Source organism: Prosthecochloris marina, assembly GCF_003182595.1.
GTDB lineage: Bacteria > Bacteroidota > Chlorobiia > Chlorobiales > Chlorobiaceae > Prosthecochloris > Prosthecochloris marina.
Genome location: NZ_PDNZ01000006.1, coordinates 183,241 through 198,948, shown reverse-complemented (window position 1 = coordinate 198,948; position 15,708 = coordinate 183,241). Strand labels below are relative to the sequence as shown.

At 48.0% G+C, this 15,708-nt stretch carries 17 protein-coding genes; 8 read left to right on the top strand and 9 right to left on the bottom strand.

The features are described from left to right. Positions 1-20 precede the first annotated feature (20 nt). Both CR164_RS09805 and ppdK read right to left on the bottom strand, forming a co-directional pair. Complete coding sequence (locus CR164_RS09805; RefSeq protein WP_110023808.1) at positions 21-695, bottom strand: peroxiredoxin; 675 nt, start codon at positions 693-695, stop codon at positions 21-23. 370 nt (positions 696-1,065) lie between these two features. Next, the gene (gene ppdK / locus CR164_RS09800) at positions 1,066-3,816 is read right to left on the bottom strand and encodes a pyruvate, phosphate dikinase (protein WP_110023807.1); all 2,751 of its coding nucleotides are present in this window, start codon (positions 3,814-3,816) and stop codon (positions 1,066-1,068) included. Positions 3,817-4,025: 209 nt separating this feature from the next. Here ppdK and CR164_RS09795 point away from each other — a divergent pair, with 209 nt between their 5' ends. Beyond that, positions 4,026-4,892, top strand: a complete 867-nt coding sequence (locus tag CR164_RS09795) for an ABC transporter permease (protein WP_110023806.1) — start codon at positions 4,026-4,028, stop codon at positions 4,890-4,892. Between the two features lie 79 nt (positions 4,893-4,971). On the opposite strand, the gene elbB is transcribed toward CR164_RS09795, so the two are convergent. Then, the gene (elbB, locus tag CR164_RS09790; RefSeq protein ID WP_110023805.1) at positions 4,972-5,628 is read right to left on the bottom strand and encodes an isoprenoid biosynthesis glyoxalase ElbB; all 657 of its coding nucleotides are present in this window, start codon (positions 5,626-5,628) and stop codon (positions 4,972-4,974) included. Positions 5,629-5,802: 174 nt separating this feature from the next. On the opposite strand from elbB, the gene CR164_RS13020 reads away from it, so the two are divergent. From CR164_RS13020 to CR164_RS09770, 5 genes are all read left to right on the top strand, one after another. Further along, complete coding sequence (locus CR164_RS13020) at positions 5,803-5,946, top strand: hypothetical protein (RefSeq protein WP_153303692.1); 144 nt, start codon at positions 5,803-5,805, stop codon at positions 5,944-5,946. A 26-nt stretch (positions 5,947-5,972) separates the two neighbouring features. Next, positions 5,973-6,761, top strand: a complete 789-nt coding sequence (locus tag CR164_RS09785; protein WP_146204163.1) for a YncE family protein — start codon at positions 5,973-5,975, stop codon at positions 6,759-6,761. Between the two features lie 63 nt (positions 6,762-6,824). Continuing rightward, positions 6,825-7,523 (top strand): NAD-dependent deacylase, encoded by a 699-nt coding sequence (locus CR164_RS09780; RefSeq protein WP_110023828.1) that lies wholly within the window; start codon positions 6,825-6,827, stop codon positions 7,521-7,523. A gap of 317 nt (positions 7,524-7,840) precedes the next feature. Next, entirely contained in the window at positions 7,841-8,476 is a 636-nt protein-coding gene (locus tag CR164_RS09775; RefSeq protein ID WP_146204162.1) for a hypothetical protein, read from the top strand. Between the two features lie 3 nt (positions 8,477-8,479). Further along, positions 8,480-10,372 carry a caspase family protein gene (locus CR164_RS09770; protein WP_110023802.1) on the top strand — a complete coding sequence of 631 codons (1,893 nt, stop codon included), beginning with the start codon at positions 8,480-8,482 and terminating at the stop codon, positions 10,370-10,372. Positions 10,373-10,429: 57 nt separating this feature from the next. Here CR164_RS09770 and CR164_RS13110 read toward each other — a convergent pair whose 3' ends face one another. After that, the gene (locus CR164_RS13110; RefSeq protein WP_110023801.1) at positions 10,430-10,858 is read right to left on the bottom strand and encodes a hypothetical protein; all 429 of its coding nucleotides are present in this window, start codon (positions 10,856-10,858) and stop codon (positions 10,430-10,432) included. 59 nt (positions 10,859-10,917) lie between these two features. Further along, positions 10,918-11,256, bottom strand: coding sequence for a hypothetical protein (locus CR164_RS09760; protein ID WP_110023800.1), 339 nt, complete (start codon positions 11,254-11,256; stop codon positions 10,918-10,920). A 115-nt stretch (positions 11,257-11,371) separates the two neighbouring features. On the opposite strand from CR164_RS09760, the gene CR164_RS09755 reads away from it, so the two are divergent. Continuing rightward, complete coding sequence (locus CR164_RS09755; protein WP_110023799.1) at positions 11,372-12,415, top strand: linear amide C-N hydrolase; 1,044 nt, start codon at positions 11,372-11,374, stop codon at positions 12,413-12,415. A gap of 145 nt (positions 12,416-12,560) precedes the next feature. Here the strand turns inward: CR164_RS09755 and CR164_RS09750 are convergent, their stop codons facing one another. Then, entirely contained in the window at positions 12,561-13,067 is a 507-nt protein-coding gene (locus tag CR164_RS09750; protein ID WP_110023798.1) for a methyltransferase family protein, read from the bottom strand. Positions 13,068-13,174: 107 nt separating this feature from the next. On the opposite strand from CR164_RS09750, the gene CR164_RS09745 reads away from it, so the two are divergent. Then, positions 13,175-13,717 carry a hydrolase gene (locus CR164_RS09745; RefSeq protein WP_110023797.1) on the top strand — a complete coding sequence of 181 codons (543 nt, stop codon included), beginning with the start codon at positions 13,175-13,177 and terminating at the stop codon, positions 13,715-13,717. Between the two features lie 63 nt (positions 13,718-13,780). On the opposite strand, the gene CR164_RS13310 is transcribed toward CR164_RS09745, so the two are convergent. The 3 genes from CR164_RS13310 to CR164_RS09735 are packed head-to-tail and all read right to left on the bottom strand — an operon-like array spanning position 13,781 to position 15,634. After that, positions 13,781-13,915 (bottom strand): hypothetical protein, encoded by a 135-nt coding sequence (locus tag CR164_RS13310; protein ID WP_275068359.1) that lies wholly within the window; start codon positions 13,913-13,915, stop codon positions 13,781-13,783. Between the two features lie 59 nt (positions 13,916-13,974). After that, positions 13,975-15,024 carry a tetraacyldisaccharide 4'-kinase gene (gene lpxK / locus CR164_RS09740; RefSeq protein ID WP_110023796.1) on the bottom strand — a complete coding sequence of 350 codons (1,050 nt, stop codon included), beginning with the start codon at positions 15,022-15,024 and terminating at the stop codon, positions 13,975-13,977. Beyond that, entirely contained in the window at positions 15,017-15,634 is a 618-nt protein-coding gene (locus CR164_RS09735; RefSeq protein WP_110023795.1) for a lysophospholipid acyltransferase family protein, read from the bottom strand. Before CR164_RS09735 ends, lpxK begins: the two co-directional genes overlap by 8 nt. Positions 15,635-15,708: the final 74 nt, after the last annotated feature.

The window sequence follows — 15,708 nt, the reverse complement described above, 5'->3', positions numbered from 1 at the left end:
CCGGGTCGGCTAACCTTTACTTACTTCTCGAGCTTTTTATGACAGAACCACCAGTCATAGCATTCATACTGTTCGGGCCGCTTTTTGGCATCTTCGACATTGTTGGCTGGTGGAATGATAACACGGTCTTTCAACAGTGCATTGTCCGGCCAGTCTGCAGGAATGGCAACTTTGTTGTTGTCCGAGGTCTGCAAGGCTTTCACTGCGCGAAGGATTTCATCCATGTTTCTGCCGATTTCCTGCGGGTAGTAAAGGACAAGCCTGACTTTTCCTTCAGGATCGCCGACAAACACGGCGCGGACCGTATTGGTGCCTTTCCCGGGGTGCAGCATACCGAGTTGACTCGCGATACGATCATTTGCGGCAATAATCGGGAACGCAATATCGACATCGAGGTTCTCTTTGATCCATTCCACCCATTTGATATGAGAGAATACCTGATCGACGCTCATACCGATCAGCTTACACCCGATTTTGTCAAATTCTTCGAACCTCTGCTGGAAAGCGACAAATTCTGTCGTACACACCGGGGTGTAATCAGCCGGATGACTGAAAAGGACAAACCATGAACCTTTGAGGTCACCGGGGATATTCATTGGCCCATGAGTTGTCTGTACGTTGAGTTCGGGAAAATCATCACCAAGTAACGGCATTGACATCTCAAAATACATGTCGTCATCGAATTGTTGTGACATGGCTTTCTCCTGGATTTTGTTTATGTAGGCTGTTCATTGTAACAAACTGTTTCAATATAGTTTTTTTTGAGATAAATCATAATAATTCTTAATTAATTTTTATTCTTTTTTAATCCATCCTGGAAACAGGAGAAGCCAGAGTATTTGATTGCTTCGGTGACGCCGGTATCCCAAGGGGAAGGATTAACAATATGTACTGATGATATCTGGTCAGGTCGAAAGCCGGTTTCAAGGGCTTTTATGGTAATGGGCAGCGCCATTTACCGCTTTTTCCCTCGAGAACGGTTCTATCGTTCGGCGATCAGGGGCATGACTTGCTATGGCACCAGCTTACAGTTGGTGCCATGCATCAGGTGTTGAACGCTGGATTTCAGGAACGTAATGCTGCCCTGGCTGCTGCCAGCCTTGCAACAGGAATTCGGAACGGGCTGCATGAAATATAGTTAAGCCCGATTGTGTTGCAGAATTCAATGGTTGTAGGATCGCCGCCGTGCTCACCGCAAATGCCAAGCTTGAGATCTTTTTTGACACTTCGCCCTTCTTTGGCGGACAGCTTTACCAGAAATCCCACACCGTCTGTATCGATGGACTCGAAAGGATTTCGTGCATATATATCGAGGTCCTGGTAGGATGGCAGGTATTGACCCGAGTCATCACGGCTCATGCCGAGCCCCATCTGGGTAAGGTCATTCGTCCCGTAACTGAAAAAGTCGGCGGCTTTTGCAATTTCCCCCGAGGTAACAGCGGCTCTGGGTACTTCGATCATTGTGCCGACAAGGTATTGAACACCGGTCTCCTGCTCGGCCATGACGCTTCTGGCTGTTTTATGGATGATTTCACCGGTAACTTCGAGTTCTTTGACGTTTCCAACAAGCGGAACCATGATTTCAGGAGTAATGTCATACCCTTCTTTTTTTATCATACAGGCAGCTTCGATAATCGCTCGCACCTGCATGGCGGGGATTTGAGGATGAATGATCCCCAGACGGCACCCGCGTAGACCAAGCATTGGGTTGGCCTCACGCAGATCCTTGATGCGGTTCCTGATCTCGTCGAGGGGTTTTCCGATTTTTTTCGCGAGGTCTGCAATTTCTTCATCGTTTGCGGGCAGGAATTCGTGCAGAGGGGGATCGAGAAGTCTTATGGTAACCGGGCGGGATCCCATTGTCTTGAAAAGGCCGTAAAAATCTTCACGCTGAAAAGGCAGCAGCTTTTCCAGTGCCGCTTTTCTGCCGTCCATATCTTCGGCAAGAATCATTTCCCGCATTGCATCGATACGGTTTCCACCGAAAAACATATGTTCCGTTCTGCACAGCCCGATACCTTCAGCTCCGAGTTTTACAGAAAGTTCCGCTTGATCAGGCTGGTCGGCATTGGCTCTTACCTGCAGTTTGCGGTACTTGTCGGCCCATTGCATGAACTGATCGAAAATTTGCCAGATGGGAGCTTCTTCAGGTATAAGCGTTTTATCGGCGAGAACTTCGATGACTTCGGAATTTCTTGTGGTTATAGTTCCTTCAATAACTTCTCCTGTCGTTCCATCCAGAGAGATGGGGTCTCCCTGATGCAAGACGGTGTCGTGACCGTTAACCCGAAGTATTCCGTTGTTGTAATCGATGTTAAGCGCTCCGCAGCCTGCGACACAGACCTTGCCCATCTGCCTTGCTACAAGAGCGGCATGAGAGGTCATTCCTCCCCTTTCGGTAAGTATTCCTTCGGCAATGGACATTCCCTTGATGTCTTCAGGGGAGGTTTCGATTCTGACCAGAATTACCTGTTCTCCACGATTTTTAGCGGCTTGAGCGTCGACAGCATTGAAATAAATGTTGCCGGTTGCCGCTCCTGGTCCTGCGTTGAGGCCGGTTGCAAGGAGCCTGCCATTGTCGATGGCAACCTGTTTTTGCCTGAGATCGAATACGGGGCGCAAGAGTTGATTCAGCTGTTCGGGTTCGATGCGCAAAAGGGCTTCCTTTTCATCAATCAGGCCTTCCCGGCACATATCGTAGGCAATTCTTATTGCAGCGAGTCCGGTTCTTTTACCGACGCGGCACTGTAGCATGAAGAGTTTTCCGTTTTCAATGGTAAACTCGATATCCATCATATCATGATAATGCTGTTCGAGCCGTGTACGAATACGGTCAAGCTGGTGGTATATTTCAGGGTTTTCCTCTTTCAACTGGACTATTTTAAAAGGGGTTCTGATACCCGCGACCACATCTTCACCCTGGGCGTTCATCAGATATTCCCCATAGAAAATATTCTCACCGCTTGCGGCATCCCTGGTGAACGCTACTCCTGTTCCGGAGGTATTACCCATGTTGCCGAAAACCATTGCCTGAACATTACAGGCGGTGCCCCACCAAGAGGGAATATGATTGAGCTTTCTGTAAACAATGGCGCGTTCGTTATTCCAGCTTCCGAATACAGCGCTGATTGCTCCCCGGAGCTGCTCCATAGGATCTTCGGGGAAACTTTTACCGGTTTCTTCCTTTATTGCAGTTTTGTAGGCGGAAACCACATGTTTCAGATCGTCGGCGTCCAGTTCGGTATCCAGCTTTTTGCCGAGAGCTTGTTTTCTCGCTTCGAGAATTTCCTCGAAAGGATCTTTTTGTTTGCTGTTTGCCGGTTTGAGGCCGAGTACCACATCTCCGTACATCTGGACAAAACGGCGGTAACAGTCCCAGGCAAACCTTGGATTGCCTGATTTTCGAGCAAGCCCTTCGACGGTGTTATCGTTCAGACCAAGGTTGAGAATCGTATCCATCATACCGGGCATGGAAGCTCTGGAGCCGGAACGGACCGATAAAAGGAGCGGGTTATTTGTATCGCCGAATTTTTTCCCAAGCTGTTCCTCTATTGTATGCAGGGCTTTCGGGATATCGGTTTCGAACAATCCGTCGGGGTAGGTTTTCTGGTTGTCGTAGTAATGGGTACATACCTCCGTGGAAATTGTAAATCCAGGAGGAACAGGGAGGCCGATATTTGCCATTTCGGCAAGATTCGCTCCTTTACCGCCAAGGAGATTTTTCATCGAAGCATCACCATCTGCGCTTCCACCTGAAAAATTGTAAATATACTGCTTATCGGAACCCTGAAGGGTGTTTGGTCGGGGATTTGGCATGTCTTTGGTATGAAAATTGAATTGAACCGGAAAACAAAAACTCGATAAATGATCTATGTCAAAAAGACGAAGATGTTTATTTTGAAACGCGTTTCGTCAAATAAATGTAATAAAAAATTTACACCAGCCATCCACTATCGGAAGCCCGGATACGATAGGAAAATGGGTGAAAAGATCATTTTTGGGGTGCTAAGCAACACTTTTGTAACATGGAATCCGCATTGGTACTTTTTCTTTTGCAGGTACTGCGTATCTCGGTACCGTATGTGCTGACATCTGTTGGTGCCGTGTTTTCAGAAAGGGGTGGTGTTATCAACCTTGCTCTTGAGGGGCTCATTCTTGCGGGAGCGTTCGGGGCAGCGGTAGGGCAGCACTTTTCCGGTTCGGCCGTTACAGGAGTGTTCACCGGTATTCTCGGCGGTCTTCTGGTAGCATTTCTTCACGCTTTCATTACGGTGACACTCAAAGTCAACCAGATTGTAACCGGGATTGCGATAAACATACTTGTCATAGGGGCAACGCGTTTCGGACTGAGCATTCTTTTCGGCAGTTCCCTGAATTCAGAGCGCATTGACGGTTTCGCGATTTCTTCTGTCCTGCTTGATCCGATATTTCTGAGTGCTGTAGCCGTTGTTGGTATCGGTCACGTGCTGCTTTTTAAAACACCTTTCGGACTCAGGCTGCGTTCTGCCGGAGAAAGTGCCGAAGCGGTAGATGCAGCAGGAGTAAACGTCGATCTGATGCGATATTCCGGAGTTCTGATTTCCGGTGTGCTTGCAGCTCTTGCCGGTGTCTTCCTTGCATTTCAACAGCACAGCTTTACCGATAACATGTCCGCGGGCAGAGGGTATATAGCGCTTGCGGCAATGATCATCGGGAAATGGATGCCTATAGGTGCAGCTCTTGCAAGCTTTTTGTTTGCCGGCGCAGAATCCCTCGAAATGTGGTTACAGACAGGATGGATTCCATCGCAGCTTGTTCAAGCTTTGCCGTATGTCCTTACATTGCTTGTGCTTGCCGGTTTTGTCGGAAAGTCGAGGGCACCCCGTGAAATTGGAGTGCCGTATGAGAAATGAGAGTCAAGTCAAAAATCAAAGAGCAAAAGTCAAACGGAAAATTAACTCGTCACTTGTTACCTGTCACTCGTCACTGCTCTCAGGCTAAAGCAACTACTGCGTTGACCAGTTTCTCGATACCCTGTGCTACATCCTTGATCGTCGGGCCGAGCATATAGGCCGGTGTGCTGACCACTTTACCGTCGTTGCTGGCGTGAATATTGTAAACCCTGCAGTTGACGTGTGTTGCTCCCACTGCCTCGATATTCGAGGCGCTTTCCTGATCGGTACCGATCGTGACCTCTACATTTTCCTTGCCGAGCACTTTCGCGGCGATAACCGGAGAGATGCAGATGAAACCAAGTGGTTTTCCCGCTTCATAGAAAGACCGTACAGCTTCGGCAACGTCGGGAAGTACGGTAAAATCGGCTCCCTTGAACGCATAGTCCGACAGGTTCTTTGCGGCCCCAAACCCACCTGGCAGGATAAGGGCGTCGAGGTTCAGCGAATGGATATCCTTGAGATTTTTGACGTCGCCTCTCGCAATGCGTGCGGACTCGATGAGCACGTTGCGGGTCTCACCCGTCATTTCCTCGCCGGTTGCATGATTGATGACGTGATGCTGGTTGATGTCCGGGGCGATACAGATTGCCTGTGCACCGGCAACGTCGATGGCAAGGAGTGTCAGAACAGCTTCGTGGATTTCCGATCCATCCATCACACCACACCCTGATAACAGAACGCCAATTTTTTTCATGATTGTTCGAAATTTCGATTTAGAGGAAATATGAGGCAATCGCCGCAATGATATTGTAGATGATAAAGCCCCAAAAAAGGAGCAGCAGTAGTTTGATATTCATGGTCATCTACAGGACTGGGTGATTCACATTGTGCTTGATTGCCGATGAACGGCATCAGAGATCATTGTACGATGTTAAAAAAAATCGGCAAGATTGCGAAATCCGCTTATTACACGACAGCCGGTCTGGGATCGAAAAGTGTTGCCCCGTCGTTACTGATAGTATGTGACTATGTGTTTGAAGAGTATGCGAACTTAGATGCTCAATGGCGGTGAAACCGCCGGGAACGATGGAGGTTGTTATGGTAAATCAAAAATTACGTTTTTACCAGACCGGGACATATCCTTTTCCGTACACCACGATCGGATCTGATACGGCGCTTACGGTTTCAAAGCATGAGGGAAAACCTGCGCTTGCCTTTTTGACACAGACTCCGAAAGAAGACGATATTGTTTTTTTGCGGCTTTACCGCAAGGCATCTCAGGAAACAGGACGGTTCAGCTCCCCGCCGAACTACTGGGGGATATCGGGGTTGGCTTATGATCAATCCCGTAACCTGCTCTGGGCGACCGAAGGGTTGGGCACCCTGAATCAGCATGCCGACAGAATCATAGGAATCGATGCCGATTCGGGTAAGCATATCGATACAATCAAGGTACCGCAGCTGGACAGCCACGCGCTGGCTTTCAACGGGATGTACTTCGTGCGTTCCGACGGGAGCGTGCTGGAGATGATCGACCGGTCCGGTAACATTCTCGCTACGTTGCAAGTGCCTATCGGGACCAACTGCCGGGGACTGAGTGCGGCTCCATGGACCTATATCGCAAGCGATACCCTTGAAAATAAACTGGTGATTATCAGTCTTTTCGGCCAGGTTGTAGCCGAGTGTGGCGAACTGCCGGGAGAGCCGGGCGGGATAGAAGCTGTTGCGTTTGACAATATTCAGGATTTTTCAACAATCCCACAGTTTCCTGAAAGTGTGGAATCACCGCAAAAGCCCTGGGAGCCGGTGCCGTGGAACTTCCGTCACACGATTTACCTTGCCAATCAGAAAGATCAGATGATTTATTTTGGTTATTTTTACCAATAAATAGAGGCCTTTTAAGAAACATTGCCGAGAGTAACTTCATTGAATCCGAAAGCATTAAACCTTGTGGCGCAAAACATTAATCCTGCAACGTACAAACATATCCTCTTTTTTACCGGTGCGGGCATGTCGGCTGAAAGCGGGGTGCCGACTTACCGGGGCAAAGGAGGAATCTGGGGGTCTTACAGTATTGAGGAGTATGCCTGCCAGCAGGCTTTCGACCGTGACCCCGAAAAGGTTCTTGGTTTCCATGAAAAGCGCCGCCGTTCCGTACTCGATTGCCTCCCTCATGAAGGGCACAGGGTGATTGCCGGTATACCCAACGCCTGTGTGGTGACCCAGAATATCGACGGCATGCACCAGCGGGCAGGATCGAAAGAGGTTATCGAGCTGCATGGCAGCCTCTGGCGTCTTCGGTGCCAAAGCTGCGGTTTCAAAAAAGAAGATTACAGGGAGAAGTTCGAAACAACCCGCTGTGACTGCGGAAACCGGCTCAGGCCAGACATCATCTGGTTCGGCGACATGCTTGATGCGGTTGTCATGAGCAAGGCTTCCCAAGCCATCAGAAACTGTGATCTGTTTATCAGTATCGGCACCTCCGGAACTGTCTGGCCCGCTGCGGGTTTTCCCGACCTTGCGAGACAATCCGGTGCCTACTGTATCGAAATCAACCCCGAACCGTCCGGGGCAACAAGCTATGACCGGGTTTTCGAGAGGCCTGCGGGGGAGGTGTTGCCGGAGTTGTTCGGTGTTTCGCGCCGATAAATCTGTTACGCCTTTCGATAGCTGCGTTGAGCGGTGCTCAGAATCCTCACGTACTCGCATGTACGCTCCGGTTCCTACGCTCCGTTCGCCTTGCTCTCGAAACGCTCACGACGATTTATCGACGCGAAAAGCAGGCTGAACGGTCAACTGCCTTTTATGATTTCCTTGGTGTATTATTTTTGTGTTATCTTGTCATGAGTAATATTAAAATTGCAAGATTTAAGCTAGCATCTAATTATAGGAAAAGTGGTTACGGCGAATAGCAAACATATATCGTTGTCATTTCCCTTTTGGTCTTTAGAATTTCAGTTGGGCATATGAAAGAACGTCAAATCATTCCTTTTCGTTTTACTTCGAAAATCTCGGAGTTTGATGCCGAGATGCTTGAAGATATTGGTTCCTCGTTACAAGAGCAGAGAAAGGCAATTTTGCCAAGCGAAAACGTATTTAAATATACGCATGGTAAGAAATGGCGTACGATAATAGCTGAGAATAACGACCAGGACGATGACGGGCAAATGCAGACACACTCTTCTGAAATACAGATACCTGTTCAGGAAGTTGTCGATAATGATCTTGGCTCTTTAGTGCGGTACCGTAACTCAATTGTGAGTGGATTGATAAAAGATCTTATGCAAAGCATATATCAGGCTGTCAACGATTCAACGGAGAAAACAGGAAACGTTATTGGTGCCAGAAGCGGTAGTTTCACGGCAGAGCATTTTGTTGAGATGCTTGAAAAGATTGAATTCGGAGTTGATCGTGACGGAAATGTTTCCTTACCTGAAATTCATGCCAGCCCAGAGTTAGTGAAGAAAATGCTTCAAGTACTATCGGTTCAGGGACCAGAGTTTGAAAAGAGAGTTCAAGAAATAACTCAAAGGAAATCTGAGGCAGCTTTGGCAAGAGAGAATGACAGAAAGTCAAAGTTTCCTAAACATGGAGATAAGTAGCTAATGAAAGTTTTAGTAGCTATTGGAGGAGATTACTATTCTAGTGAAAAATTGCCGGATTTAACTGGGGCGGAGAATGATGCAACCGCAATATTCGATCTGCTTTTAAGCAAGGAAAAAAGTTTTTACGATAAAGACCGATCAATTTTACTTAACTCGCCATCTTGTCAAGAAACGAAAGCAGCAATAGAAGAAGCCATTTTTAACTCTATTGGTGAGATGGACTTTTGCTTGTTCTTTGCTGGTCATGGTTGCGTGAAAGATGGTGCGTATTATTTGTGCGTTAAAGACACTTCTATTGATAGGCTTTCTGTTACGGCTATAAGTATCACTGACCTTTTTATGTGGATAAATGAAGCTAAAGTTCGAGACACAAGCATAGTGATCGACGCATGTCAGGCAGGTGGGGTTGGTTACGATGTGGCTGCTTTTTTGAAGCCAGATAAAATAGGTCACTTCGGTTCCCCATCGGTTTCAATTTTAGCGGCTGCTGCCTCTGATCAGGCAGCGAGGGAGGTCAGCGGGCAAGGTGTTGCGACATCAGCTCTTTTAAAGTGTTTGTCAGGTGAACTAGTTGTTCAAACAAGTCACCCAAGTCTTAGCCTTATTGAAATTGGTCAGACTTTATCAGAAATAATGAAAGGCGAGGATCAGCAGGTTCCTGTTTATTGGGGGCTAAGCCTATTTGGAAGATCTTCGTTTTCTGAGAATCCCCATTTCGATAAGCCTAAAACACCAGTTATTGGCTTACCGGATGGCCTAAATAGGAGTGGAATCGAAGAGCCAATAATTAGGAAGTATGCTCATAGAGTTTGGGAATTATATCTTACTACCATTCAGTGTTTCGATGCAACAAACTTCTTGAATCTTGTTCAGTCATTATTGGGCGATTTACCAACAGGTTCTAAGGCAGGGGCAGTAATTGTAGACGCAATGATTTTCGCTTTCCGGCCTCTTGTTAGCGCCTCGAACGATCCTTTTGAAGAGGTTGAATTGCTTGGGGCAAGTATTGCTTCTTTACTACGATACTCCAGCAACGATGAAGTAGCTGATAGGGTCATAATCGATATGTCTCAACAGTTATTAGAATCGATATGTACGGGAACCCGAAAAGTTCTTAACGCTATCGAAGAAAATCAGTTTTCATTGTTAAGTGAACGATCTGCCATTGCCGATTTGTACTATCTGCCGATAAGGATTCTTAAAATCTTAGGGTGGATTGGTGCAGGCCAATATATATCAAATATTTTCAACGTAGAATGCCCTGAAGAGCATCGAGTGAGGCAGCAATTAGTGCGCAAAATTTTGGAAGCCTATACGTGCTCAATAGTGGCCGTATCAGATGAACAAACCTGTAATTTGGTTATGTTTTTTTGTATGGCGGAGAGCATGAAACTATCTGAAGAGGCAGAACAGATCTTCGGTTTGCTTTGCCATACTTTTCATAAATACAATGGGAAAATCGCTCAACCGAAATTGTCAGGTTCTGATGCTTATAGATTTATTAAAGCCAGAGCTGAAGAAGACAATTCGATCTTAGAGGAAGTGGTCGCAAAGCCAACTGAGTTTCTCTCTGCCCTCTTGCTTGCTTCTGAAAAGCTTGCTCTATCGGATGTTGTTGATAGTCTTATCGAAGATTTCGATCACGCATCTGCAAATATATTTATACCTGATAGTTACATAGACTTTTCGGATAAGCGAATCGAGAATGGACTTAACTATTCTTTTATAATTGGGCATGGGGTTTGGCGTGTTAAGGACTTTATGGGTACATGGGATACCGTTCGTTCTCAAATAGATAGTGACCCCAGCATAGGCTCAAAAGCCACACAGATAGCTGCTGTTTGTGCGGCACTTATATGGCCTGATCGAACACCTTGGTTTGTCTGGGCGTAATAGCTCAGAAGTGCGGAAACAATATGTTGGTTGCAGGCATTATCATTGATCAGCTTTTTAAGAACAACGCGTACGGAATCCCAGCCATTTTGGCATAAACTTCTTAACCCTCTTCGCATATTCTTCATATTCAGGATGGCGCTCTCTTAACCATTGTTCCTCTTTATCCGCTTTGTATGAGAAGAACAGGAATGCGACTACAAGCAGCAGAAGACGGGAGAGGCTGAGGGTGAAGATGGCCCAGCTGAAGGTTGCGAAAGCTGGCTGCTGTAGAGAGGGGGGCGGAGTTGTTCGGTACAAGCTGAGCAGTTGTTGAGCTTTTTTGGGAAAAAGGACTGGTGACGAGTTTGGGGATACGATGGATTTCTCTTTCATGTAGTACTGTTGTCCGACTTCTCCCTTTCTCATCGTGCCATCTCCGGACCGGGCTTCACTTTCTCTCTTCGAGTCATCCTCGGGCAAGCGGAGCGCGACCCGGGGATCCATCACTGGCTTCGCTGATCCGCATGGATGCCGCATCGAGTGCGGCATGACTTCTCTCCTTGTCATCCTCGTGCAAGCGGAGTGCGCTGGGGATCCGTCACCGACTTCGTTGATCCGCATGGATGCCGCATCACGTGCGGCATGACTTCAAGGGGACTGGACGCCGGATCACTTTGTATAATGAAACAAAGAGTATTACACTGGACGGCTCGATTATGGGATGCATAGCCTGAAACTTTTTTGTCTGCAAAAAGCTTTTTGAGTATACAGTGGTCGATCATGTTGTTTTTGTTGTGCTCCGGCGCCCTTCCTTTGGTTCCTATCAGTAGAAAAAGTATCCAGCGATTTTCAGTAATGCCGATGAGTATTGACCCGTCAGGGTTTTTTCTTACGAGAGGCATACAGTGATAGACAGGCTGTTGTATTGACGTGAGGATTGGGTGAAGCCGACATTTTTGTCTCTTGAGATATTCTTTGTACTGGCTGCATAACACTTTTCTCGAAGGAGGTTGAACAATGTGTACCAATTTCTCAATTCCTGTCAGCGGAGAGAAACCTGTCCATCGGGTCTCCGCTCGCACCATGGATTTCGGTATTCTTTTTAAGACGGTTCTGAAGAAGTTCGCGGTTGGAGAATCCTTTCCCGATGGTCCACATGCCATTATTCATCCGCTGAAATGGAAGGCGAAGTACGGTTTCATCGGTGCCGTGGTGGAACTACCGGTTATCAATGCTGACGTGCCGTTACCCAGTGTCAGCGATGGTATGAACAGTGCCGGTCTCAGCGTTGCGACCTTGTGGCTCCCCGGATCGGAGTACCCACGAGCCACGGGTACCAAAGACAACCGTATCTGGGTATCCGATTTCCCCTCCTGGGCATTGGGGAATTTCGCGACAGTGAGGGATCTGAACGCGGCTATGGATGGCGGAGCGGTTCAAATCGAGGGTGTCCCGTTTCTGCAAAACAAGATTCCGCTTCACTTCATGGTGCAGGACCAAGCGGGTGACTGTCTTGTTATCGAATTTCACAGCGGTGAGGTAGTCAAGACGCTCACAGATGATGGATTGCTCACCAACGCACCTTTTTACAGCGAACAGCTGGAGAATCTGCATCAGGAGAAGTATAAAAAGCTGACTCCCCGGAATACGGAGTATCAGTACGGTCAGGAAACCAACGGTAGTGGCATGCTCGGTCTGCCTGGAGATGCCACGCCACCGTCACGCTTCGTACGGGCAGCTAAAATGTGCCTCTCGGTATATCGGCCGGAGCCGGGGAACGAACAACAAAACATCAGTTTTGCCTGGCAGCTGCTGCAGACCGTATGGGTCCCTTGTGGTACCATCACAGAGATGGATCACCCCGAAAAAATGTCCGATTTCACGCAATGGGCGGTCATTCGTGACTACACAAAGAAGCAGTACTACTTCTACAGTTACTTGAACCCGACACTGCATAAAATAGACCTGCAAAAACTGGATTTCAGCACGTCGAGTGATGTTGAAGTACCAATAATCTGTCAAGATGACTGGTTCATTGACGCAACAGCGAAGTTCAAATGAACGTTGCAAGCAATGCAGTTCCGGGTCACGCAACGTGACATGGATGTGTTGATTTTACGCGGGGTACAGGACGGCTTTGGAAAAACAAGGGTACGATGCTTTCGCTATCGGTATGAGACACAGATTTTCTGGTGAGCCTCAATACTCAATAAATAAAGGGTATGAACTTTTTCACCTTTCGTGCATACTCCTGGTACTCGGGATGTCGTTGTGTGAGCCACCGTTCTTCTTTTGAAGCCTTGAGCGAGAAGAAAAAAAATGCAAAAACAAGCAAGAGAAAATGTGATAGGCTGAGAGCGTAACATGACCATCCGAAACCGATAAACAACTGACTGCTGTACAGGGGGTGGCGCACGAATGAGTATACTCCCGTTCGAACGAGTTGATTATGATCGACAGGATAGGGAAGCGGGGTGATATATTGTTTGAGATTGTGTGATCCTAATCCTCCAAAGAGCAGCGCGGTCGCTCCGCAAACGATCAGGACTGCCGTGCGAGGAATTGTAAGGTATTCCTCGAATTCTGCAATTCCGAAAGGTTGCCAGACAGGAGTCATGATGAAGATACCTACTATCAGAAACTGGATGACGACAAGGTATTCTCCTTTGGCGCCTCGGAGAAATGAATCTGTTCCCGATTTTTCCTTGTTCATAAGTGACTGAAAATAATTGTCTTAATTGTTACGTTTTTGTAGTTTTATTTGGCTTGAGGTCGGCGCTGCCTTAAAAATACCACTAACAGTCTTAACGTTTTCGGTTCATGATTTCTTCGCAAGATACTGTTTTGCTGATCATTGATGTGCAGGGAAAACTGGCACAGATCGTTTACGAGTCCGCAGCTGTTGAACAGAATATTTCAAAACTGGTCAGGGCGGCAAAGATTCTCGGTGTGCCGGTGCTCTATACCGAGCAGTACCCGAAAGGACTCGGACATACGGTCGCTCCGCTTGAAACGTTGTTGGCGGAAGAGGAGCCGTTTGAAAAAATCGCGTTCAGCTGCTGCGCCGACGAAGGTTTTATGGAAGCTCTCAGAAAGCTGAAAAGGAACGAAGTGCTTGTCACCGGCATGGAAACCCATGTGTGTGTCTATCAGACGGCCAACGAGCTGATTGATTACGGCTACAATGTTCATCTGATCACCGATGCGGTTTCTTCGCGGATGAAGGAAAACCGGGATTTGGGGATACACTGCATCGAAAAAGCAGGTGCTTTTCTGAAAAGCACGGAGATGGTGATTTTTGAGCTGCTGCGTGTAGCCGAGGGTGACGCGTTCAAGGCAATAGCGAAGATCATCAAGGAATGACCGGCCGGTTCGACCGTTCTCTTTACGTGTCATCCCCGGGCCTGACTTCTCCTTCTTTTCGTGTCATCCTCGGGCAAGCGGAGCGCGACCCGGGGATCCATCACCGGCTTCGTTGATCCGCATGGATGCCGCATCGAGTGCGGCATGACTTCTCTCCTTGTCATCCTCGTGCAAGCGGAGTGCGACCCGGGGATCCATGGGTTTTCCTGCTTCTTTCCATGAATGCCGGATCTCGTCCGGTATTTCGGGATCTTCAGCTAAAGATTTTGAGAAACAACCTTATCGAGCATCTGCTCGAGAACTTTCCGCCCTTCGATAATGTCGATTTCTACTGGAAGGTAGAAACAAGGGACCCGGGACATGGTTTCCAGGGTGGGTTGGTTTGCTTGCAATCGAAAATAGTCTTTTTCGGTGGTGACAATCGAGAGGTTCTCATCGATTGACCGTTCGACGAGAGCTTTTATACTTACAAGCGGGAAGTCTGCGTGGTCGGGAAAAAGCGCCTGTGATACAACGTTTATACCACGTTGCTTCAGCGAAGCAATGAACCCCTCCGGCTGTCCTATACCTGCAAGGGCAATCGCTCTCTCCGGCACTAAGTTGCCGGGGCCTGCAAATTGTACCGGTTCGCCGGGACGGACGCTGGTTGTAACCATCGGTTTACCGGTAAGGGATAACTTCTCCGCGAGGTGAGCCGTCTTGAATGGGTCGGTAACCTTGCTGAGCACCAGGAGGTCGGCGCGATCGAGATTTTTGCGGGGTTCCCTCAGGCGACCGGCCGGTATGAGCCGGTCATTGAAAAAAGGTGCCGCACTGTTGATAACAACGATGTCAAGATCACGATCGAGCTGCCGGTGCTGAAACCCGTCATCGAGTACAAGAACATCGGGGAGGTTTCCGGCAAAGTGCTCTGCAATGAAATCAGCGCCTTCTTTTCTTTTTTCGGCAACCACCACAATTGTTTCGGGATTGTTATGCGCGAGCATTGCACATTCATCGCCGGCTTCACGGCTTCCAAGAAATACTTGCCGGCCATCGGAAACCATGGTGACGCCTTTTGTACTCCTTTTGTAGCCACGTGAAAGAATGGCCGGTGTCAACCCCTTGCGTGAGTAATACTTGATCACAAAATCGACCAATGGGGTTTTACCGGTTCCTCCCATACTGATATTGCCTACCGAAACCACCGGGATTGCAGCTTTATGACTATGAAAAACGCCAAGGTCGAACAGCCTGTTACGGACAAAGATAACTGCACTGTAGATCAGAGCTGCCGGTGAAAGCAGAATGTTCAGAACGTTAGTCATCAGCCAAGTCCTTTGACAGTTGATGTTCGAACGCTCTCAGTTCTTCCTGATTCCTGAATTCAGGAACTTCGATATTGTGAATTGTAACATCGACCCGGCTGAACGGAAACGGAATTTCAAAACGGTCCCAGCTTTTGAGCTGTATGCGTTTACTGTAACGGATGGTGGCAAAAATGATCGGAATTCCTTCTGCTGAGGCCAGGCGGAGTGTTCCGTACTTGAATGTCTGGCGCGGACCGCGTGGTCCGTCCGGGGTGATCGCGATAATGCCGTTGTTTGCCAATTCCGTGAGCATGGCTGTTTTTACCTCGCTGCTTCCCTTTGAACTCGATCCCCGTATCAGGGTAAAACCAAGTTTTTCAAGTGTACGGGAAAGGATTTCGCCGTCTTTTGAAAGGCTGACAATTGCATGTATGGTTTTGTCGGGTGACAGTCGTTGGGCAAGCAACCAGCCATAGATCATTTTGCCGTGCCAGAATGCGAATATCCTCTTCCCTGTTTGACCGCAAGTTTCCTTCTGCGGATTTGTAACGGTGATTCGGAGCGTCGAAACCAGGAGTTTCAGCGCGCCGGGCAGGATCAGTTCGGAAAGAGGCGGGAGTAAAGACATGCCACATGAATGGTTGATTTGTTGGCGTACTGCCCCTGCGGGTAGGGGTTTACGGCTTTCAGCAATGTACCAAA